Genomic DNA, 19,440 nt, shown 5'->3' with positions numbered 1-19,440 from the left:
GGGATCTCCCGGAGTTACTTCGGGTCCTGGTCGAACTTCGCGGTGGACCAGCGGTAGCCGAGCACCGCGAGGCCGAGGCACCAGGCGAGCGCGAGCCAGCCGTTGTGGCCGATCTCACTCCCGAGGAGCAGCCCGCGCAGGGTCTCGATGGCCGGCGTGAAGGGCTGGTACTCCGCGATCGGCTGGAACCAGCCGGGCATCGCGTCGACCGGGACGAACGTGCTGGAGATCAGCGGCAGGAAGATCAGCGGCATGGCGTTGTTGCTCGCCGCCTCCGCGTTGGGGCTGACCAGGCCCATGCCGACCGCGATCCAGGTGAGCGCGGTGGCGAAGAGCACGAGCAGCCCGAAGGCCGCGAGCCACTCCAGGGCGGTGGCGTCGGTCGAGCGGAAGCCGATGGCGACCCCGACGGCCCCGACCAGGACCACGCTGATCACCGACTGGAGCACGCTGCCGACCACGTGCCCGACGAGCACCGAACCGCGGTGGATCGCCATCGTCCGGAAGCGGGCGATGATGCCCTCGGTCATGTCGTTGGACACGGAGACCGCGGTGCCGATGGTGGTGGAGCCGATGGTCATCAGCAGCAGGCCCGGGACCAGGTACGCCACGTACTGCGAGCGGTCCGCGCCCCCGCCGCCGATGCCCGCGCTCATCGTGTCGCCGAAGACGTACACGAAGAGCAGCAACAGCATGATCGGCGTGAGCAGCAGGTTCAGGGTGAGGGACGGGTAGCGCCGGGCGTGCAGGAGGTTGCGGCGCAGCATGGTGGAGGAGTCGCGGACGGCGAGGGAGAGGGTGCTCATCGGACGGTCTCCTTGGGCTGGTGCGGCGGGTTCGGCTGGTGCGGGAGCTGTGCCTGGTCGGTTCCGCCGGTGAGGGCGAAGAACACGTCGTCGAGGTCCGGGGTGTGCACGGTCAGCTCGTCCGCCTCGACCCCGGCCGTGTCGAGCCGGTCGAGAAGGGTGCGCAGCTCGCGCTGGCTGCCGCCGTGGGGGATCTGGAGCGTGAGGCTCTCGTCGTCCGGGGCCGCCTCGTCCAGGGTGGAGACGGCCGTCCGGTAGGCCTGCGGGTCGGTGAAGCGCAGCCGTACGTGACCGCCGGGCACGAGCCGCTTGAGTTCCTCCGCGGTGCCCTCTGCGGCGATCCCGCCGTCGTGCAGGACCGCGATCCGGTCGGCGAGCTGGTCGGCCTCCTCCAGGTACTGGGTGGTGAGGAAGACGGTCGTACCGCCGGAGACCAGCTCGCGGATGATCTGCCACATGGAGTGCCGGGACCGCGGGTCGAGTCCGGTGGTCGGCTCGTCGAGGAAGATGATCCGCGGCTCGCCGACCAGGGTCATGGCGATGTCGAGGCGGCGCTTCATGCCGCCGGAGTAGGTGGAGGCGGGCTTCTTCGCCGCCTCCGTGAGGTCGAAGCGCTCCAGCAGTTCGGCGGTGACCCGGCGGCCCTCGCTCCTGGAGAGGTGGTGCAGGTCGGCCATCAGGAGCATGTTCTCCTCGCCGGTGATCAGACCGTCCACGGCGGAGAACTGACCGGTGACCCCGATCGCGGCCCGCACGGCCTGCGGGTCCCTGGCCAGGTCGTGGCCGCCGATGTGGACGGCCCCGGTATCCGGGTCGGCGGAGATCAGCGTGGAGAGGATCTTGACGGCGGTGGTCTTGCCGGCGCCGTTCGGGCCGAGCAGGGAGAAGACCGTGCCCTCGGGAACGGCCAGGTCGACGCCGTCGAGGACGGTCTTGTCGCCGTAGGACTTGCGCAGCCCGTTCGCCGCGATGGCGAGGTCGGTCATGAGGAGAGCTCCTTTTCGGTGACGGCGAGGGGGTGTCAGAGGCCGCGGGCGGTGATGTCGCCGTGGCTGGTGGTCGCGCGGATGTGCAGGTCGGCGGCGGCGCCGTCGGCGTTCCTGAGCGTGTTGTCGATCCGGCCGTAGCCGGTGCCGGCGTCCAGGGAGGCGGAGGTCCCCGGGGCCGCGTCGACCGAGATGTCACCCATCTGGGTGGTCAGTACGGCCGTGCCGCGGACCGCCTCGGCGATCCGGATGTCGCCCCGCTGGGTGCTGATCTCCGCGGGGCCGCCCAGCCGCCCGACCGAGATGTCGCCGTCGGCCGCGGTGAGGCGGACGCTCGCGGCCTCGTCGATCTTGACCGGGCCGTTCGCGCCCTGGACGGTGACGTCACCGAGGCGTCCGACGGCCCGGAACCCGGCGGCGGCCGCCCTGGCCTCGACGCGGGAGCCGGTCGGCAGCTGGACCGTCACCTCGACGGAGCCGGAGGGACCGAAGTACTGGTCCCTCGCGGCCGGGGCCGCGATCCGCAGCACGCCCTCCTCGTAGGAGACCTGGATCTGTTCCGCCGCCTTCACGTCGCGGCTCCTGCCGGCGTCGGCGGGGAGCACCTCGACCGTGGTGTCGGCGCGGTCGGCGGCGATGACCTGGATACGGCCGGCGGGGATGTCGAGGACGGTGCTGACGGGGGCGGTGGTGGCGAACTTCTGCATCACGGGCTCCTGCGCTCGTTGCTGTTTCCGATGATGGAAAAGCTACGTTGCGTTCATGATTTTGGCAACGACTAAGTTGCAAGTAACAGCCATAGATGCAGCTCAGAGCGTGAATTTCATTGCAACGACCCTGAAGATAATGCAACGCAAGACGCGTGCTCGTTGCAATGGAATGCGGGTGAACGCTATGCTGGCGGCACCACGGACCACGAAGGAGAACCGCGATGCCGGGAGGCCGACTCACCCAGCAGGAACGTCAGCAGATCTCGCTGGGACTGGCCGACGGCCTCGCCTACGCGGAGATCGCCCGACGCCTGGACCGGCCGACCTCGACCGTGACCCGCGAGGTCATGCGCAACGGCGGCCCCACCGCCTACCGCGCCGACCTCGCCCACCGCGCCACCGAACACCGCGCCCACCGGCGCAGGCAGGCCGCGCCCCGGGGAGCGGAGGTGCCCGCGCAGGCCCACGGGCGGGACGCGGAGGCGGTGCGCGCGTACGAGGAGACGCTGACCACCGTCTTCATGCAGTCCGGCACGCCCAAGATGATGGCCCGGGTGATGGCCTCGCTCACCCTCAGCGACGAGGGCAGCCTCACCGCGGCCGACCTGGTGCAGCGCCTCCAGGTCAGTCCGGCGTCCGTGTCCAAGGCGGTCGCGTTCCTGGAGAGCCAGGCGATGGTCCGCCGGGAGCGCGACGAACGCCGGCGGGAGCGCTATGTCGTCGACGACGAGATCATGTACGAGGGAATGATGGCCAGCGCCCGGTCCACCGCCCAGGTCGCCGAGACCGCCCGCCAGGGCGTCGGAGTCCTCGGCGCGGGCACCCCGGCCGCCACCCGCCTGGAGAACATGGCCCGCTTCCTGGACTTCGTCTCCGAGAGCATCGTCCGCGCCGCCGACCAGGCCCGCGAGGTCCTCCACACCAAGCCGGGGACACCCGAGCGGGACACCGACGGCTAGGACACCGGGGCCGGCCCACCACGGGCCGGAGTCGGGACCGGCCCACCGGGGCCGGAGCAGGGACCGGCGTCAGACCACCGGCTTGCCGGTGAGTTCCACGCCCGCCTCGCGCATCTCCTCGATCGCCCGCTCGGTGGTGTTCTCGGCGACACCGGCGGTCAGGTCGAGGAGGACCTGGGTGCGGAACCCCTCGCGGGCCGCGTCCAGTGCCGTGGCCCGTACGCAGTGGTCCGTGGCGATCCCGACCACGTCCACCTCGGAGACCTCCCGCGCCCGGAGCCAGTCGGCCAGCGTCACGCCGTTCTCGTCGGCGCCCTCGAACCCGCTGTACGCCGCCGCGTACGCCCCCTTGTCGAACACGGCGTCGATCGCCCCCGAGGCCACGGCCGGCGCGAAGTTGGGGTGGAACCCGACCCCCTCCGTGCCGGCGACACAGTGCGCGGGCCAGGAGTGCACGAAGTCGGGGTTGTCGGCGAAGTGGCCGCCGGGCGCGATGTGGTGGTCCCGGGTGGCCACCACGTGCTGGTAGCCGGAGCCCGCCGCCTGCCCGATCAGCTCGGTGACGGCGGCGGCCACGTCGGCGCCGCCGGCCACCGCGAGACTGCCCCCCTCGCAGAAGTCGTTCTGCACGTCGACGACGATCAAGGCGCGGCGCATGGTGGGTGTCCTTCGACTGTTGAAGTGAACTTACGAGCCTAGAGACTTCGGGCACGCGGCGGGAGGGGGCATCGCGGGGCGCGTTCGGGACGGCAGCCGCGGGGCCCGTCCGGCGGATCACGCCGGCGTCGGGCGGGCCGGCGCACCGAGCTGCCGCGTTGTCGTCGGTTGCCGGATCCGCCGTGCCCGGACGACCTCGTGGGGGAGCCGGCCCGATCGGCCGGACAGACTCTAGCTACCCGTGCGCCCGTTGACATACTCCGTCGGAATGACGGGTTCCCCGCGCGACAACTGGGTCGCCGACAACGGCAGGTTGGCCCGGGCGGCCGCATGCCGGTCCCGTACGACGTCCAGCGGCTCCCGCGCCACGACCTCGCCGCCCTTGACCAGCTCCACCAGCAGCTGCCGGTCCGCGAGCGCCGGCGGCACCGGTCCGGTGCCCACCACCTCGGCCTCCGCGATGCCCTCCGCGTCCAGCCGCCGTGCCGCCCACTTGCGGCCGCCGACCGAGGTCTTGCCGCCCGACGACTTCTTCGCGACCGGGATCAGCGGCGCCTTCGGGTCGTCGGACTCGGCCCGCGCAACCAGCTTGTAGACCATGGAGGCGGTCGGGTGCCCGGACCCGGTCACCAGTTGGGTGCCGACGCCGTACGCGTCCACCGGGGCCGCGGCCAGGGAGGCGATGGCGTACTCGTCGAGGTCCGAGGTGACGATGATCCGGGTCCCCTTCGCACCGAGCTCGTCCAACTGCTGCCGTACCCGGTGGGCGACCAGCAGCAGGTCTCCGGAGTCGATGCGCACGGCCCCCAGCTCGGGCCCGGCCACCTCGACGGCCGTACGGACGGCCTCGGTGACGTCGTAGGTGTCGACGAGCAGGGTGGTGTTCCGGCCCAGCGAGTCCACCTGGGCCCGGAAGGCGTCCCGCTCCTGGTCGTGCAGGAGGGTGAAGGCGTGGGCGGAGGTGCCGACCGTGGGGATGCCGTAGCGGAAGCCGGCGGCGAGGTCGGAGGTGGTGGCGAAGCCGCCGACGTAGGCGGCGCGGGCGGCGGCGACCGCGGACAGCTCGTGGGTGCGGCGCGCGCCCATCTCGATGAGGGGCCGGTCCCCGGCGGCCGAGGACATCCGGGAGGCCGCCGCGGCTATCGCGGAGTCGTGGTTGAGGATCGACAGGATGACGGTCTCCAGGAGCACGCACTCGGCGAAGGAGCCCTCCACCCGCATGATCGGCGAGCCCGGGAAGTACACCTCGCCCTCCGGGTAGCCCCAGATGTCACCGCTGAAGCGGTAGGAGCCGAGCCAGTCCAGGGTCTCCTCGTCCACGATGTCCCGCTCCCGCAGGAAGCCGAGGACGTCCGCGTCGAAGCGGAAGTTCTCCACCGCGTCGAGCACCCGGCCGGTGCCCGCGACGACGCCGTAGCGCCGCCCGTCCGGCAGCCGGCGGGTGAAGACCTCGAACACGCTCCGCCGTTCGGCGGTACCCGCCTTCAGGGCGGCCTGCAGCATCGTGAGCTCGTACTGGTCCGTGAAGAGCGCCGTCGAGGGAACGTCCACCGGCAGCCCAAGGTCCGCTGTGTTCATAACAACGGATGCTACCCCACTTCGCGTCAGTGTGACGATTTATGGTGCCCGTGGCAGCATGGGCCGTGTGACGTCACCCGCTCCCGTAGAGATCGAACGCACCGAGTCGGCGGAGGAGGTCTTCGCCGTCCCCGAGCCGGACGTCCCCTGGGTCACGATCGTGCACAACGACCCGGTCAACCTCATGAGCTACGTGACCTACGTCTTCCAGACGTACTTCGGCTACACGAAGGACAAGGCCACCAAACTGATGCTCGACGTCCACCACAAGGGCCGGGCGGTCGTCTCCAGCGGAACCCGCGAGGAGATGGAACGCGACGTGCAGGCGATGCACGGCTACGGCTTGTGGGCCACCCTCCAGCAGGACCGGAAGTAGCGGATCTCCTCAGGGGATGCCCTCTGGATCAGCTCGGCGTCGCGGGCCCTGGCACGCGTGTCTGCCGCGTTGTCGTCAGTCGCCGACGCTCCGCGTCGACTCCTTCCTCCGCCTTGCAGCTGCACGCACCAGACCCCGCTCGGGTCTGTCACGAAGTACCGTTTCTCACGGCCGACCTGATCCAGAGGACACCCCCTGATGCCAGGAACCTTCGAACCGATCCCCGGTGGCGGCGCGGCCGTCGCGCTCGACGACGTCGAGATCTCCATCATCCGGTCGCTGGCCGTCCAGCTCCTCGAACTCATCGGGCCCGGACCCGCCGAGGACGCCCCCGACGACCCGCTCGCCGAGCTCTTCGCCGAGGGCCCGAGCGAGCCGCCCGCCGACCCCGTGCTCAAGCGGCTGTTCCCGGACGCCTACAGCGACCCCGAGGGCACCCCGCAGGCCGCGGAGGCCGAGGAACAGCGGGCGTACTCCTCGGAGTTCCGCCGCTACACCGAGAACGACCTGCGCGCGGGCAAGCGGGACAGCGCGCTCGTGGTGATCCGCACCCTGGACGCGCTGCACTCCGCCGGCGAGGGCGGAGCGGTCCTCAAGCTGTCGGTCGAGGAGTCCCGGCAGTGGCTCGGCACCCTCAACGACCTGCGCCTCGCGATCGGCTCCCGCCTCGACATCACCGACGAGGAGGACACCGACCTCCTCTACCGGCTCCCGGACGAGGACCCGCGCAAGCCCATGGTGATGGCCTACCTGTGGCTGGGCGGCCTCCAGGAGACCCTCGTGACCACCCTTATGCCGTGAGATGTGACGGTTCTGTGTTCGCTCAGAGGACACTCAAATCCGGATAACGATCACGTCACCGTGATGGCCGCCTATGCCCTCCATGGGCGCTCTTTGTCCGCTTCTCCCTGTGCGCTGCGCCACACCTCGCCCGGGTGATCAATGTTGCGGCCGTGATAAATCTTCACGACCGCCCGGGCGAACCCCACCCATACGTACGCCCGGGTGCGCCACCGAGCCGGCAACCGCCGGCCAGGCACCACTCCATCAATCCGGGGGGATCGAAACCCGATCCGAGGCCGACGAGAGGCCCGGTTCGGCATGGAGAAAGGCGCACCACACCATGACCTCCGCTCAGGTCGGCACAGGCTCGGACTCCGGGTCCGGGAAGGCATCCGAAGAGGGGTACGAGCGCGGACTCGGCAGCCGCCAGGTCCAGATGATCGCGATCGGCGGCGCCATCGGCGTCGGGCTGTTCCTCAACGCCGGGGCGAACATCGCCAAGGCGGGCCCCAGTCTCATCCTGATGTACGCCCTCGCCGGCGTGATCATCTTCTTCATCATGCGGGCCCTCGGCGAGCTGCTGCTCTACCGCCCGGTCTCCGGCTCCTTCGCCGAGTACTCCCGCGAGTTCCTCGGCCCGTTCTTCGGCTACTTCACCGGCTGGACCTACTGGCTGATGTGGGTCGTCACCGGCATGGCCGAGCTGACGGCCGCCGCGATCTACATCCACTACTGGTTCCCCGGCATACCCCAGTGGGTCACCGCCCTGGTCTTCCTGGTCGTCCTGTTCACCGCGAACCTGATCTCGGTGAAGCTGTTCGGCGAGATCGAGTTCTGGGCCTCCATGATCAAGGTCACCGCGCTCATCGGCATGATCGTGATCGGCCTCGGCGTCCTCACCTTCGGCTTCAGCAACGCCGGTGACACCGCCGCCGTCTCCAACCTGTGGGAGTTCGACGGCTTCTTCCCGCACGGCATCGGCTCGTCCCTGATGACCCTCCAGGGCGTCATGTTCGCCTACCTCGCCGTCGAACTGGTCGGCGTCACGGCCGGTGAGTCGGAGAACCCCGAGAAGACGCTGCCCAAGGCGATCAACACCCTGCCCTGGCGGATCGCGCTCTTCTACGTCGGTGCCCTCACCGTCATCCTCTGCGTCGTGAAGTGGACCGAGTTCAGCGAGGGTGTCAGCCCGTTCGTGAAGGCGTTCGCGATGATCGGCATCCCCGCCGGCGCCGGCATCGTCAACTTCGTCGTCCTCACCGCGGCCCTGTCCTCCTGCAACTCCGGCATGTACTCCACCGGCCGCATGCTGCGGAACCTGGCCGACAGCGGAGAGGCCCCCGCCGTCTTCGGCAGGCTGTCCGCCACCAAGACCCCCGCGCTGGGCATCACGGTCTCGGTGCTCTTCATGGGCATCGGCGTGGTCCTGAACTACGTCGTCCCGGAGAAGGCGTTCGGCTACGTCACCTCGGTCGCCGTCGGCGCCGGCATCTGGACCTGGCTCATGATCCTCGTCAGCCACGTCCTGTACCGCCGCGCGGTCGAGGCGGGCCGCCTGCCCGCCTCCTCCTTCCCGGCGCCGGGCGGCTCGGTGGGCTCCTGGATCGCCATCGTGTTCCTGCTCTTCGTGACCGGCCTGATCATGAAGGACTCCGAGTCCCGGATCAGCCTGTACGTGCTCGCCGTGTGGGCGGTCGCGCTCGGCATCGGCTGGGTGGTCCTCAAGAGCCGCAACCCGCGGATCGCGGACCGCCCCGAGCCGGAGTTCGAGAAGGTCTCCGGCTAGCGCAACCCGGCCTGTCCGGCATGTGGGCTGTCGCGTACCGTCCCTCGGTACGCGGCAGCCCACACGCTTATCCTGACCACCATGCTGACCATCACCCAGGCCCTCGTGGACCAGATCGTCGCGCACGCGCGCAAGGACCACCCCGACGAGGCGTGCGGAGTCGTCGCGGGCCCGGCCGGGTCGGACCGCCCGGAGCGCTTCATCCCGATGCTCAACGCGGCGATGTCCCCGACCTTCTACGAGTTCGACTCCGGCGACCTCCTCAGGCTCTACCGCGAGATGGACGACCGCGACGAGGAGCCGGTGGTCATCTACCACTCCCACACCGCGACCGAGGCCTACCCGTCCCGGACCGACATCTCCTACGCCAACGAGCCCGGCGCCCACTACGTCCTGGTCTCCACCGCGGACACCGACGGCCTCGGCGACTTCCAGTTCCGCTCGTACCGGATCGTGGAGGGCGAGGTCACGGAGGAGGAGGTCACGGTCGTCGAGGCCTACTGATCTCACAGTCCGGTCAGAATTCATCCAGCATGCGAGATCACACTCCGGGACCCGGACCGGGAATCGATACGATGAGCCCATGGTTCTGAACGACGTGAGCGAGAAGGCGCCGAGCATCCTGCTCGTGGCGCGGCTGCACGTCGACCTGTGCAGGCTGAACAGCGCCATCTGTTGACGTTCCCTGCCGCCGTACGGCCGTGAGCCGCGGCGCGCGTCGTCGTGCGCCCACCGACCAGAACACTTCCCGACAGGAGCCCGCAACCATGGCCATCGAGGTCCGCATCCCGACCATCCTCCGCACCTACACCGACGGCCAGAAGGCGGTGGAGGGCAACGGGACCACCCTCGCCGAGCTCTTCGCCGACCTCGAGACCCGGCACGCGGGCGTCCAGGCCCGCATCGTGGACGGCGGTGAACTGCGCCGCTTCGTCAACGTCTACCTCAACGACGAGGACGTCCGCTTCCTCGACGGCATCAACACCAAGCTCACCGACGGCGACAACGTCACCATCCTGCCGGCCGTCGCCGGCGGCATGGCCTGATCGTCGATGCGTTACGACTCCCCGCTGGCCGCGGTGGGCAACACCCCTCTGGTGCGCCTGCCGCGGCTCTCGCCGTCCGCCGACGTCCGCATCTGGGCCAAGCTGGAGGACCGCAACCCCACCGGCTCGGTCAAGGACCGCCCCGCCCTGCACATGATCGAGCAGGCGGAGAAGGACGGCCGGCTGACCCCGGGCTGCACCATCCTGGAGCCCACCTCCGGCAACACCGGCATCTCGCTGGCGATGGCGGCCAAGCTCAAGGGCTACCGGATCGTCTGCGTGATGCCCGAGAACACCTCGCAGGAACGCCGGGACCTGCTCGCCATGTGGGGCGCCGAGATCATCTCCTCGCCCGCCGCGGGCGGCTCCAACACCGCCGTACGGGTCGCCAAGGAGCTGTCCGCCGAGCACCCCGACTGGGTGATGCTCTACCAGTACGGCAACCCCGACAACGCGGGCGCCCACTACGCCACGACCGGCCCGGAGATCCTCGCCGACCTCCCCTCGGTCACCCACTTCGTCGCGGGCCTCGGCACCACCGGCACCCTGATGGGCGTCGGCCGCTACCTGCGCGAGCACAAGCCGGACGTGAGGATCGTCGCCGCGGAACCGCGCTACGACGACCTGGTGTACGGGCTCCGGAACCTCGACGAGGGCTTCGTACCCGAGCTCTACGACGCCTCCGTCCTGACGACCCGCTTCTCGGTCGGCTCGGCGGACGCCGTCACCCGCACCCGGGAGCTCCTCCAGCAGGAGGGCATCTTCGCGGGCGTCTCCACCGGCGCGGCGCTGCACGCGGCGATCGGTGTCGGCAAGAAGGCGGTCACCGCGGGCGAGACGGCGGACATCGTGTTCGTCGTGGCCGACGGCGGCTGGAAGTACCTGTCGACCGGCGTGTACACGGCGGCGACGACGGAAGAAGCGATCGAGACGCTGCAGGGCCAGCTCTGGGCGTGACCCGCTAGGTCGCCAGGTGACGGACCTGGTCCCACAGGACCGGGTCCACCACACCGGCCTTGCGGCGGAAGTCACCCACCCGCACCTCGCGCAGCTCGTCCGTCTCCAGGAAGCTCGCGCGGCCCTGCGCGTCGCCCACCGAGCCCGGCGGGAGCGGGATCACCCCGGGCCGCTCGTCGTGGTACTTGCTGGTGATCTTCGCGACGGTGGCCCGCCGCCCCCGCACGGCCAGCACCAGGCACGGCCGGTCCTTGGCCCCCGGCCCGTCCTCGTACGGCACCTGCGCCCACCAGATCTCGGCGGGCCGCGGTCGCACCCCCGTCGTACGCCCGCCCGGCCGAGTCGTACGGTCCGCGCGCCCCCGGGGCCGGTGCCCGCGTCCCCACCCGTCCACGAGCGTGGCGACCAGCGCCAGCAGTACCACCGCCGCGAGCGCGAGCCACCAGGACGTGTCCATGAGGACGACGTTACCGGCGCGCGATCTGCCCCGCGCGCCCTCTGTTCAAGCCGTTAGCGCGGTCACACTCCTCACGCGCCCCCGGTCCAGCCGAACCGGTGACAGCACAGGTGAGTTCGCCCACAACAGCCCTTGGCGGAGGAGCGACCGGAGGTTTTGCGCCTTACGCTCGACGAACCGCACGACCCCCGTCCCTATCCCAGAAATAGTCCCGCCCGCGGAGGTTTCTGTTTCATGAAGCTCACCGTCGTCGGCTGCTCGGGGTCGTTCCCGTCCGCGGAATCGGCCTGCTCGAGCTACCTCGTCGAGGCCGACGGCTTCCGGCTGCTTCTCGACATGGGCAACGGTGCCCTTGGCGAGCTGCAGCGCCACTGCGGTCTCTACGACCTCGACGCGATCTTCCTCAGCCATCTGCACGCCGACCACTGCATCGACATGTGCGCGTACTTCGTCGCGCGCTACTACCGCCACGACGGCGGCCGCTGCGACCCCATCCCGGTCTACGGCCCCGAAGGCACCGAACACCGTCTGACCACGGCCTACGCCGACACCCCCACCGCCTCCTCCATGAGCGAGGTCTTCGACTTCCACACGGTCAAGCCGTCCACCTTCGAGGTCGGTCCTTTCACGGTCCACACGGAGCGAGTGGCGCACCCGGTGGAGGCGTACGGCATCCGCGTCGAGCACGGTGGCAAGTCGCTGACGTACTCCGGCGACACGGGTCTCAGCCCCGCGCTCACCGAACTCGCCCGCGACACCGACCTGTTCCTGTGCGAGGCCGCGTTCACGCACGGCAAGGAGAACATCCCCGACCTGCACCTCAACGGCCGCGAGGCGGGTGAGACGGCGACCCGGGCAGGCGCCCGCCGCCTGGTCCTCACCCACATCCCCCCGTGGACCGACCCCCAGGTCAACCTCGCCGACGCGCGCGCGGTGTACGACGGCCCGGTGTCCCTGGCGGCGCCGAGACAGTCGTACGACATCTAGTTCCTACGCCCGACACGACGAAGGCCCCCGGAGAGGTTCAGGACTCCGGGGGCCTTCGTCGTGCGGTGAGGCCGGACCTACGCCTTGGTGAGGTCCTCGACCTCTTCCTCGGGTTCACGGCCCGGGGTGGGGAGGTTGAACTTGGTGATGGCGAAGCGGAAGACGACGTAGTAGATCGCGCCGAAGGCCAGGCCCACCGGGATCAGCAGCCAGGGCTTGGTGGAGATGCCCCAGTTGATGAAGACGTCGATGAAGCCGGCCGAGAAGCTGAAGCCCATGTGCATGCCGAGCGCCCAGGTCACGGCCATCGAGATCGCGGTGAGGACCGCGTGGATGGCGTAGAGGACCGGCGCGATGAACATGAAGGTGAACTCGATCGGCTCGGTGACACCCGTGATGAACGAGGTCAGCGCCATCGACATCATCATGCCCATCACGGCCTTGCGGCGCTCGGGGCGGGCCGAGTGCGCGATCGCGAGGGCGGCGGCCGGCAGACCGAACATCATGATCGGGAAGAAGCCGGTCATGAACATACCCGCGGTCGGGTCGCCCCCGAAGAAGCGCGGCAGGTCACCGTGGAAGGTGGTACCCGCGGAGTTGGTGAACTCGCCGATCTGGAACCAGGCCACCGAGTTGACGAACTGGTGCATGCCGATCGGGATCAGCGCGCGGTTGATGAGACCGAAGAGGGCGGAGCCGAACGAGCCGAGGCCGGTCATCCACTCGCCGAAGTTCGTGATGACGTTGCCGATGGGCTCCCAGCCCAGGACGACCAGGACACCGAGGATCGTGCCGACGGCGGCCGTGATGATCGGGACGAGCCGGCGGCCGTTGAAGAAGCCGAGCCAGTCGACGAGCCGCTTGCGGTGGTAGCGCTGCCAGAGCACGGCCGTCAGCAGACCGAGGATGATGCCGCCGAGCACGCCCGGGTTCTGGAAGCTCGCGGTCGTCGCGGCCTCGGTCCCCTTCTGCCAGAAGCCGCCGCCGAGGCCGGTCGGCGTGTAGGTGGCGCCCTCGTGCCCGTCCTTGATCGGGTACTGGTGGATCACCGCGTAGTAGGCGAGGAAGCCGACCACCGCGGCCAGCGCCGTCGAGCCGTCGGCCTTCTTCGCGAAGCCGATGGCCACGCCGATGCAGAACAGCAGCGGCAGCCCGAAGGAGCTGTCCAGCAGGGCGCCACCGGCACCGGCGAAGACCTTCGCCACGTCGGCGGGTATGTGGAACTTCTTCTGGGAGTCCGCTTGCCCAAGTCGGAGCAGCAGCCCCGCCGCCGGCAGCACGGCGATCGGGAGCTGAAGGCTGCGGCCTACCTTCTGCAGGCCCTGGAACAGGCCTGATCCCCACTTCTTCGTGGGCGCCGCCGAGGGCGCGGTGGTGGTGCTCATGACGCTTCCTCCATCGGGTGGTGGTCTACACCACTCAGTGGTGTAGACCTGTTGTACACGATGGGGGCGTTATAAGGAACCCGTCAGTTCTGCAACCGGAGGACTACACCTTGGTGACGTCCTCGACCTCGTCCTCCGGCTCACGACCCGGCGTCGTGAGGTCGAACCGGGTGATCGCGAAACGGAAGATCGCGTAGTAGACGGCCGCGAAACACAGGCCGATCGGGATGATCGCCCACGGTCTCGTCGCCAGGTTCCAGTTGATGATGTAGTCGATCAACCCGGCCGAGAAGCTGAAGCCGTCATGCACCCCGAGCCCCCACGTCACCGCCATCGACACACCCGTCAGCACCGCGTGCACCGCGTACAACACCGGCGCGACGAACAGGAACGAGTACTCGATCGGCTCGGTGATCCCCGTCACGAAGGAGGTCAGCGCGACCGACAGCATCAGCCCGCCGACCTCCTTGCGCCGCGCCGGCTTCGCACAGTGCGTGATCGCCAGCGCCGCCGCCGGCAGCGCGAACATCATGATCGGGAAGAACCCCGAGAGGAACTGCCCCGCGTTCGGATCCCCCGCCAGGAACATGTTGATGTCACCGTGCACCTCGGTGCCGTCCGGCTTCGTGTACGTCCCGAACTGGAACCAGATGGGCACGTTCAGGAACTGGTGCAGCCCGATCACCAGCAACGCCCGGTTCGCGACACCGAACAGCCCCGAACCCCACGCCCCCGCGTCCTTCAGCCAGTCGCTGAAGTTCTCCAGACCGTCACCGATCGGCGGCCACACCCACAGACACAGCGCCGCGAACACGATCGCCACGAACGCCATGATGATCGGCACGAGACGGCGGCCGTTGAAGAAGCCCAGCCAGTCCACCAGCTTGGTGCGGTGGTACCGCTGCCAGAAGAACGCCGTCAGCAGCCCCATCACGATGCCGCCGAACACCCCCGGATTCTGGTACGTGAACGCCACCACCGTGTGCTCGACCGTCGCCTGGCACCCGATGCCCTGCACGGCCTTCGCCCCGCTCGGACAGTCCTCCGGGAACTGCCGCAGCACCGAGAAGTAGACGAGGAACCCGGCCACCGCCGCCAGCGCCGTCGACCCGTCCGCCTTCTTCGCCATCCCGATGGCCACACCCACACAGAACAGCAGCGGCAGCCCCAACTGGCCGTCCAGCAGCGCCCCGCCCGCCCCCGCCATCACCTTGGAGACGTCCGTCCAGCCCAGCCCCTCGTCCCCGAACACGTCAGGCTGTCCAAGGCGGTTGAGGATGCCCGCGGCCGGCAGCACCGCGATGGGCAGCTGCAACGAGCGCCCCATCTTCTGCAGCCCCTGGAACGCCGACTGCCACCGCCGGCGCGCGGGAGAGATCTCGGTCTCGGCACTCGAGGGCTGGCTCATGAGTTGGCTACCGCCTGTCAGGTGGTGTAGACCAGTCACGGACGATTGGGCTGCTGTGACGTCATCTTTCGGTACGGACAGCGCAATCGCTCGTGAAGTTGGGCCAACTGCGCAGGAGGAGAACGACATGGCGACCAAGGCGGAGAAGATCGTCGCGGGACTCGGCGGCATCGACAACATCGACGAGATCGAGGGCTGCATCACGCGCCTGCGCACCGAGGTCCACGACGCGGCCCTCGTCGACGAGGCCGCCCTCAAGGCCGCCGGCGCCCACGGCGTCGTCAAGATGGGCACCGCGATCCAGGTCGTCATCGGCACCGACGCCGACCCGATCGCCGCCGAGATCGAGGACATGATGTGACAAGCCGCGAGGGGAGCTGAGCGCGCCGAACGTTCACCCGTGAGGCCGATAGGCTCGGCCCATGTCTCGAATCGACGGCCGCACCCCCGAACAACTCCGCCCGGTCACCATCGAACGCGGCTGGAGCAAGCACGCCGAGGGCTCCGTCCTCGTCTCCTTCGGCGACACCAAGGTCTTCTGCACCGCCTCCGTCACCGAAGGCGTCCCCCGCTGGCGCAAAGGCAGCGGCGAGGGCTGGGTGACCGCCGAGTACTCCATGCTGCCCCGCGCCACCAACACCCGCGGCGACCGCGAGTCCGTCCGCGGCAAGATCGGCGGCCGCACGCACGAGATCAGCCGCCTCATCGGCCGTTCCCTGCGCGCGGTCATCGACTACAAGGCGCTCGGCGAGAACACCATCGTCCTCGACTGCGACGTCCTCCAGGCCGACGGCGGCACCCGCACGGCGGCCATCACCGGCGCCTACGTGGCACTCGCCGACGCCGTCGCCTGGGCCCAGGGCAAGAAGCTGATCAAGGCCGGCCGCCGGCCCCTGACCGGCACCGTGAGCGCGGTCTCCGTCGGCATCGTCGGCGGAGTGCCCCTCCTCGACCTCCGCTACGAGGAGGACGTGCGCGCCGACACCGACATGAACGTCGTCTGCACCGGCGACGGCCGCTTCGTCGAGGTCCAGGGCACCGCCGAGGCCGAGCCCTTCGCCCGCGAGGAACTCAACTCCCTCCTCGACCTCGCCGTGCTCGGCTGCACGGAACTCGCCGCCCTGCAGAGCAAGGCGCTTGATACGGTCCTCGAAAGGTAAAGGGAGCGCCAAGAACACCGGCCGGTACGGGCAACCCGACCGGCCGTACCGGCGTCTTCACCAGTACGGGCGCCCGCTGTGCACAACGGGCGCCCGGCCAAGCAACGGGGGCCTCCTGAGGCCTGCCCAAAGGAGGAACAGACCCATGGCCGCGAGCCGACGCCGCCGAAGCCGTCGTATCACCATCGCCGCCGCGGTGGCCGCCGTAGGACTCACGGTCGGCCTGACCACCGGCTGCGACGCCGTCAGCAAGGCACTGGACTGCGTCCAGACCGCCGAGGCCGTCGCCGACAGCGTCACCGACCTCCAGCAGGCCGTGGAGAACGCCTCCAACGACCCGACGCAGATCGACGAGGCCCTCACCTCCATCGACCAGAACCTCGACGAGATCGGCGACAAGACCGACAACGCCGACGTCAACAAGGCGGTCGACAACCTCAACGCGGCCGTGAACAACGTCCGTACGGCGGTCAAGAACGGCGACGAGACCCCGGACCTCAGCCCGATCACCGATGCGGCCGGCGAACTGACCAAGGTCTGCACGCCGTAATACTGGTGGCATGACGCGCCTGATCCTCGCCACCCGCAACGCCGGGAAAATCACCGAGCTCCACGCGATCCTCGCCGACGCAGGCCTGCCCTTCGACCTCGTCGGCGCGGACGCGTACCCCGAGATCCCCGACGTCAAGGAAACCGGCGTCACCTTCGCGGAGAACGCCCTGCTGAAGGCCCACGCGCTGGCCCGGGCCACCGGCCTCCCGGCGGTGGCCGACGACTCGGGCCTCTGCGTCGACGTCCTGAACGGCGCCCCGGGCATCTTCTCGGCCCGCTGGTCGGGACGCCACGGCGACGACCGCGCGAACCTGGACCTGCTCCTGGCCCAGCTCTCCGACATCGCGGACGAACACCGGTCCGCCCACTTCGCCTGCGCGGCGGCGCTGGCGTTGCCGGACGGCACGGAGCGGGTGGTCGAGGGCCGCCTGCGAGGCGTCCTCCGCCACAGCCCGGTCGGCACGAACGGCTTCGGCTACGACCCGATCCTCCAGCCGGAGGGCGAGAACCGGACCTGCGCCGAGCTGACGCCGGAGGAGAAGAACGCGATCAGCCATCGGGGGCAGGCGTTCCGGGCGTTGGTGCCGGTGGTGCGGGAGCTGTTGGGCTGAAGCAGGACAGAGGGGCTGCCCCGCGAGGCAGCCCCTCTGATTCGTGCGGCCGGTGGGACTCGAACCCACACGGGTGTTAACCCACTGGGACCTAAACCCAGCATGACTGCCAAATTCCATCACGGCCGCTCAAAAACGGTCATCAAGGTTGACCGGCAGCGTTCAGTGTAAGGGTTGAGCAAGTTACGCGACGAGTGAAGCCCTCACCTTCTGGCGACACCACGTCTCCGTCAGCGCATGACAGTTGGGGCACAGATACCGGAGATTCTCCCGGCGATTGTCCCGCCAGTCTCCGTTGACGTGGTCGATCTGCAGCGTGATCGACTGCCCCAGCCACTCACCCGTGTTGCCGCAGGTCTCGCAGGAATACGGCACTCCGAACTCGCTCAGTGCCCGGTGAAGCTGGGATCTGTTGGTTCGCCCCGCGTCGGAGGGCAGGACGACAAGTACTCGCTGCGCGATGGGCTGGGGCGCCGGCCGTTCCGGTTGTGCCCACGTCCGGCGCTTGAAGTGGCCCGTGTCGAGACCGAGCCGGGTTGTCGCGCGCCGGACTCGTCGATGATTGGTGTCGTTGACCTCCAGGCCGAGGCCTCGCACTACGTCGGCGTAGCTGGTGGAACGCGGCACGAGGGCGCGGAGCCTGTCGTCGGGGATCGAAACGCGCTGGTGCGCGAAGTGCCGCATGTCGATGCCCTCGGCGTGCAGCATGCGGCTGAGCGTCGCGCGCGAGCGGCTGTCGTCCGGCACACCCAGGGCGCGAGCCACGCCGCGCACGCTTGTCGCCGCTGCTGCAGCCGCCCTGGGTTCTTCGGTGGTGAAAGGGAGGTCCAATTCCTGTCGGTTGATGCCCGGGAAGTGGCTGATGTCGATGCCCGCGGCATGAATGCGGCGACGAATGTGAGACAGGGTGCCGGTGGCTGGGATGGCTCCCAGCTTCAGTGCCACTTCGCGCATTGATGACGACGAGGCGGCAGCTTCAGCGATAGCGGCATCGGGGTACTTGCGCCAAGGGCTGCGCTTGACGAAGTGGCTCGTGTCGAGCCCGTGCTCCGCAACCTTCTCCTGCAGCACACGCCGTTGTCCTCCGCTCGTCCTGAGGCCGAGCCGCCGCATGAGATCGGTCCAGTTGCGCGCCTCGGCTACGACTGATGCGAGTTGTTCCTTGTCGTATGGGTTCTGCACGTCCGATACCCCCTCGTGTCGGCCACCCGTTCGCGACCTCGTACGGAGTAACGAACCGCTTATCGGACAGTCACGCCCGGAAACGTGAAGCGGCCCGCCCCGGCATTCCGGGGCGGGCCGCTCGGCAAAAGGGAAGGGTCAGATGCCCAGGTCCTTGATGATCTTCGCTACGTGGCCTGTGGCGCGGACGTTGTACAGGGCCCGTTCCACCTTGCCCTCCTCGTCCACGATGATCGTGGAGCGGATGACGCCCATGTAGGTCTTGCCGTAGTTCTTCTTCTCGCCGTAGGCGCCGTAGGACTCCGTGACGGTCTTCTCCGGGTCGGCGAGGAGGGTGACCTTCAGGGACTCCTTGTCGCGGAACTTCGCCAGTTTCTCCGGGCTGTCCGGGGAGATGCCGATGACGTCGTAGCCCGCGCCGGCCAGCACCTCCAGGTTGTCTGTGAAGTCGCAGGCCTGCTTCGTGCAGCCGGGGGTCAGGGCGGCCGGGTAGAAGTAGACGATGACCTTGCGGCCCTTGTGGTCCGACAGGGACACCTCGTGGCCGTCGGCGTCGGGCAGGGTGAAGGCGGGGGCCACGTCCCCGGGCTGGAGTCGCTCGCTCATTGGGTCAGCGTAACCGGGGGTCCTGACAGTGCGGCCGCGCCGGGAACTGACACACTGTCCAGGACACGTACGAAGCGACTTCGGAGGGCCTGCCGTGGCGGACACGTCGGACATCAGAACCCCGGCGCAGATCGAGGCGGACATCAAGCGCCGCCGCGAAGTGCTGGCCGAGACGCTCGACGAGATCGGGGTGCGGGTGCACCCCAGGACGATCGTCGGGGACGCCAAGGCCAAGGTCGTCTCCAACATCGACCACACGCTCGGACGGGCCTACGTCTCCGTGAACAAGGCCGTCACCGAGGTGAAGGCCCAGTTCGTGGACGAGGAGGGCGCGCCCCGCCTGGAGCGCGTCGTGCCCGTCGCGCTCGTCGCCGTGGGACTCGTGGGGCTCCTCGCCCTCGGTACCCGGCGTCGCAAGGGCTGACCCGGCCGCGTACACGGGCGCCGA

Annotated in this window: 24 protein-coding genes and 1 tRNA gene; 14 read left to right on the top strand and 11 right to left on the bottom strand. The window is 69.2% G+C overall.

Features of this window, described 5'->3' with window-relative positions:
• Window positions 1-14: 14 nt before the first annotated feature.
• The 3 genes from AC2XR2_RS16700 to AC2XR2_RS16690 are packed head-to-tail and all read right to left on the bottom strand — an operon-like array spanning window position 15 to window position 2,499.
• Window positions 15-806 carry an ABC transporter permease gene (locus AC2XR2_RS16700; protein ID WP_381304470.1) on the bottom strand — a complete coding sequence of 264 codons (792 nt, stop codon included), beginning with the start codon at window positions 804-806 and terminating at the stop codon, window positions 15-17.
• On the bottom strand, window positions 803-1,792 hold the full coding sequence (locus AC2XR2_RS16695; RefSeq protein WP_491515468.1) for an ATP-binding cassette domain-containing protein: 990 nt from the start codon (window positions 1,790-1,792) through the stop codon (window positions 803-805). Before AC2XR2_RS16695 ends, AC2XR2_RS16700 begins: the two co-directional genes overlap by 4 nt.
• Before the next feature lie 35 nt (window positions 1,793-1,827).
• On the bottom strand, window positions 1,828-2,499 hold the full coding sequence (locus AC2XR2_RS16690) for a DUF4097 family beta strand repeat-containing protein (RefSeq protein ID WP_491515467.1): 672 nt from the start codon (window positions 2,497-2,499) through the stop codon (window positions 1,828-1,830).
• A gap of 224 nt (window positions 2,500-2,723) precedes the next feature.
• On the opposite strand from AC2XR2_RS16690, the gene AC2XR2_RS16685 reads away from it, so the two are divergent.
• The gene (locus tag AC2XR2_RS16685; protein WP_491515466.1) at window positions 2,724-3,461 is read left to right on the top strand and encodes a helix-turn-helix domain-containing protein; all 738 of its coding nucleotides are present in this window, start codon (window positions 2,724-2,726) and stop codon (window positions 3,459-3,461) included.
• Window positions 3,462-3,530: 69 nt separating this feature from the next.
• On the opposite strand, the gene AC2XR2_RS16680 is transcribed toward AC2XR2_RS16685, so the two are convergent.
• Together AC2XR2_RS16680 and AC2XR2_RS16675 are read right to left on the bottom strand one after the other, a co-directional pair.
• Window positions 3,531-4,118: an isochorismatase family protein gene (locus AC2XR2_RS16680; protein WP_330266625.1), complete on the bottom strand. Its 588-nt coding sequence runs from the start codon at window positions 4,116-4,118 to the stop codon at window positions 3,531-3,533.
• 231 nt (window positions 4,119-4,349) lie between these two features.
• Complete coding sequence (locus tag AC2XR2_RS16675; protein ID WP_381304459.1) at window positions 4,350-5,696, bottom strand: nicotinate phosphoribosyltransferase; 1,347 nt, start codon at window positions 5,694-5,696, stop codon at window positions 4,350-4,352.
• Between the two features lie 58 nt (window positions 5,697-5,754).
• On the opposite strand from AC2XR2_RS16675, the gene clpS reads away from it, so the two are divergent.
• From clpS to AC2XR2_RS16640, 7 genes are all read left to right on the top strand, one after another.
• On the top strand, window positions 5,755-6,072 hold the full coding sequence (gene clpS / locus AC2XR2_RS16670) for an ATP-dependent Clp protease adapter ClpS (protein WP_109498523.1): 318 nt from the start codon (window positions 5,755-5,757) through the stop codon (window positions 6,070-6,072).
• A gap of 198 nt (window positions 6,073-6,270) precedes the next feature.
• Window positions 6,271-6,873, top strand: coding sequence for a DUF2017 domain-containing protein (locus tag AC2XR2_RS16665; protein WP_491515465.1), 603 nt, complete (start codon window positions 6,271-6,273; stop codon window positions 6,871-6,873).
• Between the two features lie 322 nt (window positions 6,874-7,195).
• Window positions 7,196-8,641, top strand: coding sequence for an amino acid permease (locus tag AC2XR2_RS16660; protein WP_381304453.1), 1,446 nt, complete (start codon window positions 7,196-7,198; stop codon window positions 8,639-8,641).
• Window positions 8,642-8,722: 81 nt separating this feature from the next.
• Window positions 8,723-9,145, top strand: coding sequence for a M67 family metallopeptidase (locus tag AC2XR2_RS16655; RefSeq protein ID WP_133046326.1), 423 nt, complete (start codon window positions 8,723-8,725; stop codon window positions 9,143-9,145).
• A gap of 79 nt (window positions 9,146-9,224) precedes the next feature.
• Window positions 9,225-9,320: a putative leader peptide gene (locus AC2XR2_RS16650; protein WP_020138976.1), complete on the top strand. Its 96-nt coding sequence runs from the start codon at window positions 9,225-9,227 to the stop codon at window positions 9,318-9,320.
• Between the two features lie 88 nt (window positions 9,321-9,408).
• Window positions 9,409-9,687, top strand: a complete 279-nt coding sequence (locus AC2XR2_RS16645; RefSeq protein WP_062031359.1) for a MoaD/ThiS family protein — start codon at window positions 9,409-9,411, stop codon at window positions 9,685-9,687.
• 6 nt (window positions 9,688-9,693) lie between these two features.
• Complete coding sequence (locus AC2XR2_RS16640; protein WP_123761019.1) at window positions 9,694-10,644, top strand: PLP-dependent cysteine synthase family protein; 951 nt, start codon at window positions 9,694-9,696, stop codon at window positions 10,642-10,644.
• Window positions 10,645-10,648: 4 nt separating this feature from the next.
• On the opposite strand, the gene AC2XR2_RS16635 is transcribed toward AC2XR2_RS16640, so the two are convergent.
• On the bottom strand, window positions 10,649-11,101 hold the full coding sequence (locus AC2XR2_RS16635) for a type II toxin-antitoxin system PemK/MazF family toxin (RefSeq protein ID WP_330266629.1): 453 nt from the start codon (window positions 11,099-11,101) through the stop codon (window positions 10,649-10,651).
• Window positions 11,102-11,335: 234 nt separating this feature from the next.
• Between AC2XR2_RS16635 and AC2XR2_RS16630 the strand changes: the two genes are divergently transcribed.
• Window positions 11,336-12,088 carry an MBL fold metallo-hydrolase gene (locus AC2XR2_RS16630; protein WP_381308823.1) on the top strand — a complete coding sequence of 251 codons (753 nt, stop codon included), beginning with the start codon at window positions 11,336-11,338 and terminating at the stop codon, window positions 12,086-12,088.
• Between the two features lie 77 nt (window positions 12,089-12,165).
• Here AC2XR2_RS16630 and AC2XR2_RS16625 read toward each other — a convergent pair whose 3' ends face one another.
• Together AC2XR2_RS16625 and AC2XR2_RS16620 are read right to left on the bottom strand one after the other, a co-directional pair.
• Complete coding sequence (locus AC2XR2_RS16625; protein ID WP_491515464.1) at window positions 12,166-13,473, bottom strand: PTS transporter subunit EIIC; 1,308 nt, start codon at window positions 13,471-13,473, stop codon at window positions 12,166-12,168.
• Window positions 13,474-13,576: 103 nt separating this feature from the next.
• Window positions 13,577-14,881, bottom strand: coding sequence for a PTS transporter subunit EIIC (locus AC2XR2_RS16620; RefSeq protein WP_491515463.1), 1,305 nt, complete (start codon window positions 14,879-14,881; stop codon window positions 13,577-13,579).
• Between AC2XR2_RS16620 and AC2XR2_RS16615 the strand changes: the two genes are divergently transcribed.
• The 4 genes from AC2XR2_RS16615 (at window position 14,775) to rdgB (ending at window position 17,204) form a co-directional block, all read left to right on the top strand.
• The gene (locus tag AC2XR2_RS16615; RefSeq protein ID WP_491515462.1) at window positions 14,775-15,242 is read left to right on the top strand and encodes a PTS sugar transporter subunit IIB; all 468 of its coding nucleotides are present in this window, start codon (window positions 14,775-14,777) and stop codon (window positions 15,240-15,242) included. The two genes, AC2XR2_RS16620 and AC2XR2_RS16615, sit on opposite strands and share 107 nt — an antisense overlap.
• A gap of 61 nt (window positions 15,243-15,303) precedes the next feature.
• A complete protein-coding gene (gene rph / locus AC2XR2_RS16610) occupies window positions 15,304-16,041 on the top strand; it encodes a ribonuclease PH (RefSeq protein WP_330266634.1) in 738 nt (245 codons plus the stop codon).
• A 145-nt stretch (window positions 16,042-16,186) separates the two neighbouring features.
• Window positions 16,187-16,591, top strand: coding sequence for a hypothetical protein (locus AC2XR2_RS16605; protein WP_330266635.1), 405 nt, complete (start codon window positions 16,187-16,189; stop codon window positions 16,589-16,591).
• 10 nt (window positions 16,592-16,601) lie between these two features.
• Complete coding sequence (gene rdgB, locus AC2XR2_RS16600; protein WP_491515461.1) at window positions 16,602-17,204, top strand: RdgB/HAM1 family non-canonical purine NTP pyrophosphatase; 603 nt, start codon at window positions 16,602-16,604, stop codon at window positions 17,202-17,204.
• A gap of 44 nt (window positions 17,205-17,248) precedes the next feature.
• Here the strand turns inward: rdgB and AC2XR2_RS16595 are convergent.
• From AC2XR2_RS16595 to bcp, 3 genes are all read right to left on the bottom strand, one after another.
• Window positions 17,249-17,333: transfer RNA gene (locus AC2XR2_RS16595), tRNA-Leu, on the bottom strand.
• A 54-nt stretch (window positions 17,334-17,387) separates the two neighbouring features.
• Window positions 17,388-18,386 (bottom strand): HNH endonuclease family protein, encoded by a 999-nt coding sequence (locus tag AC2XR2_RS16590; protein ID WP_491515460.1) that lies wholly within the window; start codon window positions 18,384-18,386, stop codon window positions 17,388-17,390.
• Between the two features lie 138 nt (window positions 18,387-18,524).
• The gene (gene bcp, locus AC2XR2_RS16585) at window positions 18,525-18,992 is read right to left on the bottom strand and encodes a thioredoxin-dependent thiol peroxidase (protein ID WP_381309236.1); all 468 of its coding nucleotides are present in this window, start codon (window positions 18,990-18,992) and stop codon (window positions 18,525-18,527) included.
• Window positions 18,993-19,086: 94 nt separating this feature from the next.
• Between bcp and AC2XR2_RS16580 the strand changes: the two genes are divergently transcribed.
• On the top strand, window positions 19,087-19,416 hold the full coding sequence (locus AC2XR2_RS16580; RefSeq protein WP_391198683.1) for a DUF3618 domain-containing protein: 330 nt from the start codon (window positions 19,087-19,089) through the stop codon (window positions 19,414-19,416).
• Window positions 19,417-19,440 lie beyond the last annotated feature (24 nt).

Source organism: Streptomyces sp. LS-MS-L19, assembly GCF_058382285.1.
The sequence above is the reverse complement of the archived record's forward strand: the minus strand, read 5'-3'. Positions and strand labels throughout refer to the sequence as shown.

Excerpts from the sequence above, each read along its gene's own strand:
- AC2XR2_RS16700 (WP_381304470.1), bottom strand. The coding sequence starts at position 806 with ATGAGCACCCTCTCCCTCGCCGTCCGCGACTCCTCCACCATGCTGCGC.
- AC2XR2_RS16695 (WP_491515468.1), bottom strand. The coding sequence starts at position 1,792 with ATGACCGACCTCGCCATCGCGGCGAACGGGCTGCGCAAGTCCTACGGC.
- AC2XR2_RS16690 (WP_491515467.1), bottom strand. The coding sequence starts at position 2,499 with ATGCAGAAGTTCGCCACCACCGCCCCCGTCAGCACCGTCCTCGACATC.
- AC2XR2_RS16685 (WP_491515466.1), top strand. The coding sequence starts at position 2,724 with ATGCCGGGAGGCCGACTCACCCAGCAGGAACGTCAGCAGATCTCGCTG.
- AC2XR2_RS16680 (WP_330266625.1), bottom strand. The coding sequence starts at position 4,118 with ATGCGCCGCGCCTTGATCGTCGTCGACGTGCAGAACGACTTCTGCGAG.
- AC2XR2_RS16675 (WP_381304459.1), bottom strand. The coding sequence starts at position 5,696 with ATGAACACAGCGGACCTTGGGCTGCCGGTGGACGTTCCCTCGACGGCG.
- clpS (WP_109498523.1), top strand. The coding sequence starts at position 5,755 with ATGGGCCGTGTGACGTCACCCGCTCCCGTAGAGATCGAACGCACCGAG.
- AC2XR2_RS16665 (WP_491515465.1), top strand. The coding sequence starts at position 6,271 with ATGCCAGGAACCTTCGAACCGATCCCCGGTGGCGGCGCGGCCGTCGCG.
- AC2XR2_RS16660 (WP_381304453.1), top strand. The coding sequence starts at position 7,196 with ATGACCTCCGCTCAGGTCGGCACAGGCTCGGACTCCGGGTCCGGGAAG.
- AC2XR2_RS16655 (WP_133046326.1), top strand. The coding sequence starts at position 8,723 with ATGCTGACCATCACCCAGGCCCTCGTGGACCAGATCGTCGCGCACGCG.
- AC2XR2_RS16650 (WP_020138976.1), top strand. The coding sequence starts at position 9,225 with ATGGTTCTGAACGACGTGAGCGAGAAGGCGCCGAGCATCCTGCTCGTG.
- AC2XR2_RS16645 (WP_062031359.1), top strand. The coding sequence starts at position 9,409 with ATGGCCATCGAGGTCCGCATCCCGACCATCCTCCGCACCTACACCGAC.
- AC2XR2_RS16640 (WP_123761019.1), top strand. The coding sequence starts at position 9,694 with ATGCGTTACGACTCCCCGCTGGCCGCGGTGGGCAACACCCCTCTGGTG.
- AC2XR2_RS16635 (WP_330266629.1), bottom strand. The coding sequence starts at position 11,101 with ATGGACACGTCCTGGTGGCTCGCGCTCGCGGCGGTGGTACTGCTGGCG.
- AC2XR2_RS16630 (WP_381308823.1), top strand. The coding sequence starts at position 11,336 with ATGAAGCTCACCGTCGTCGGCTGCTCGGGGTCGTTCCCGTCCGCGGAA.
- AC2XR2_RS16625 (WP_491515464.1), bottom strand. The coding sequence starts at position 13,473 with ATGAGCACCACCACCGCGCCCTCGGCGGCGCCCACGAAGAAGTGGGGA.
- AC2XR2_RS16615 (WP_491515462.1), top strand. The coding sequence starts at position 14,775 with ATGGGCAGCTGCAACGAGCGCCCCATCTTCTGCAGCCCCTGGAACGCC.
- AC2XR2_RS16620 (WP_491515463.1), bottom strand. The coding sequence starts at position 14,881 with ATGAGCCAGCCCTCGAGTGCCGAGACCGAGATCTCTCCCGCGCGCCGG.
- rph (WP_330266634.1), top strand. The coding sequence starts at position 15,304 with ATGTCTCGAATCGACGGCCGCACCCCCGAACAACTCCGCCCGGTCACC.
- AC2XR2_RS16605 (WP_330266635.1), top strand. The coding sequence starts at position 16,187 with ATGGCCGCGAGCCGACGCCGCCGAAGCCGTCGTATCACCATCGCCGCC.
- rdgB (WP_491515461.1), top strand. The coding sequence starts at position 16,602 with ATGACGCGCCTGATCCTCGCCACCCGCAACGCCGGGAAAATCACCGAG.
- bcp (WP_381309236.1), bottom strand. The coding sequence starts at position 18,992 with ATGAGCGAGCGACTCCAGCCCGGGGACGTGGCCCCCGCCTTCACCCTG.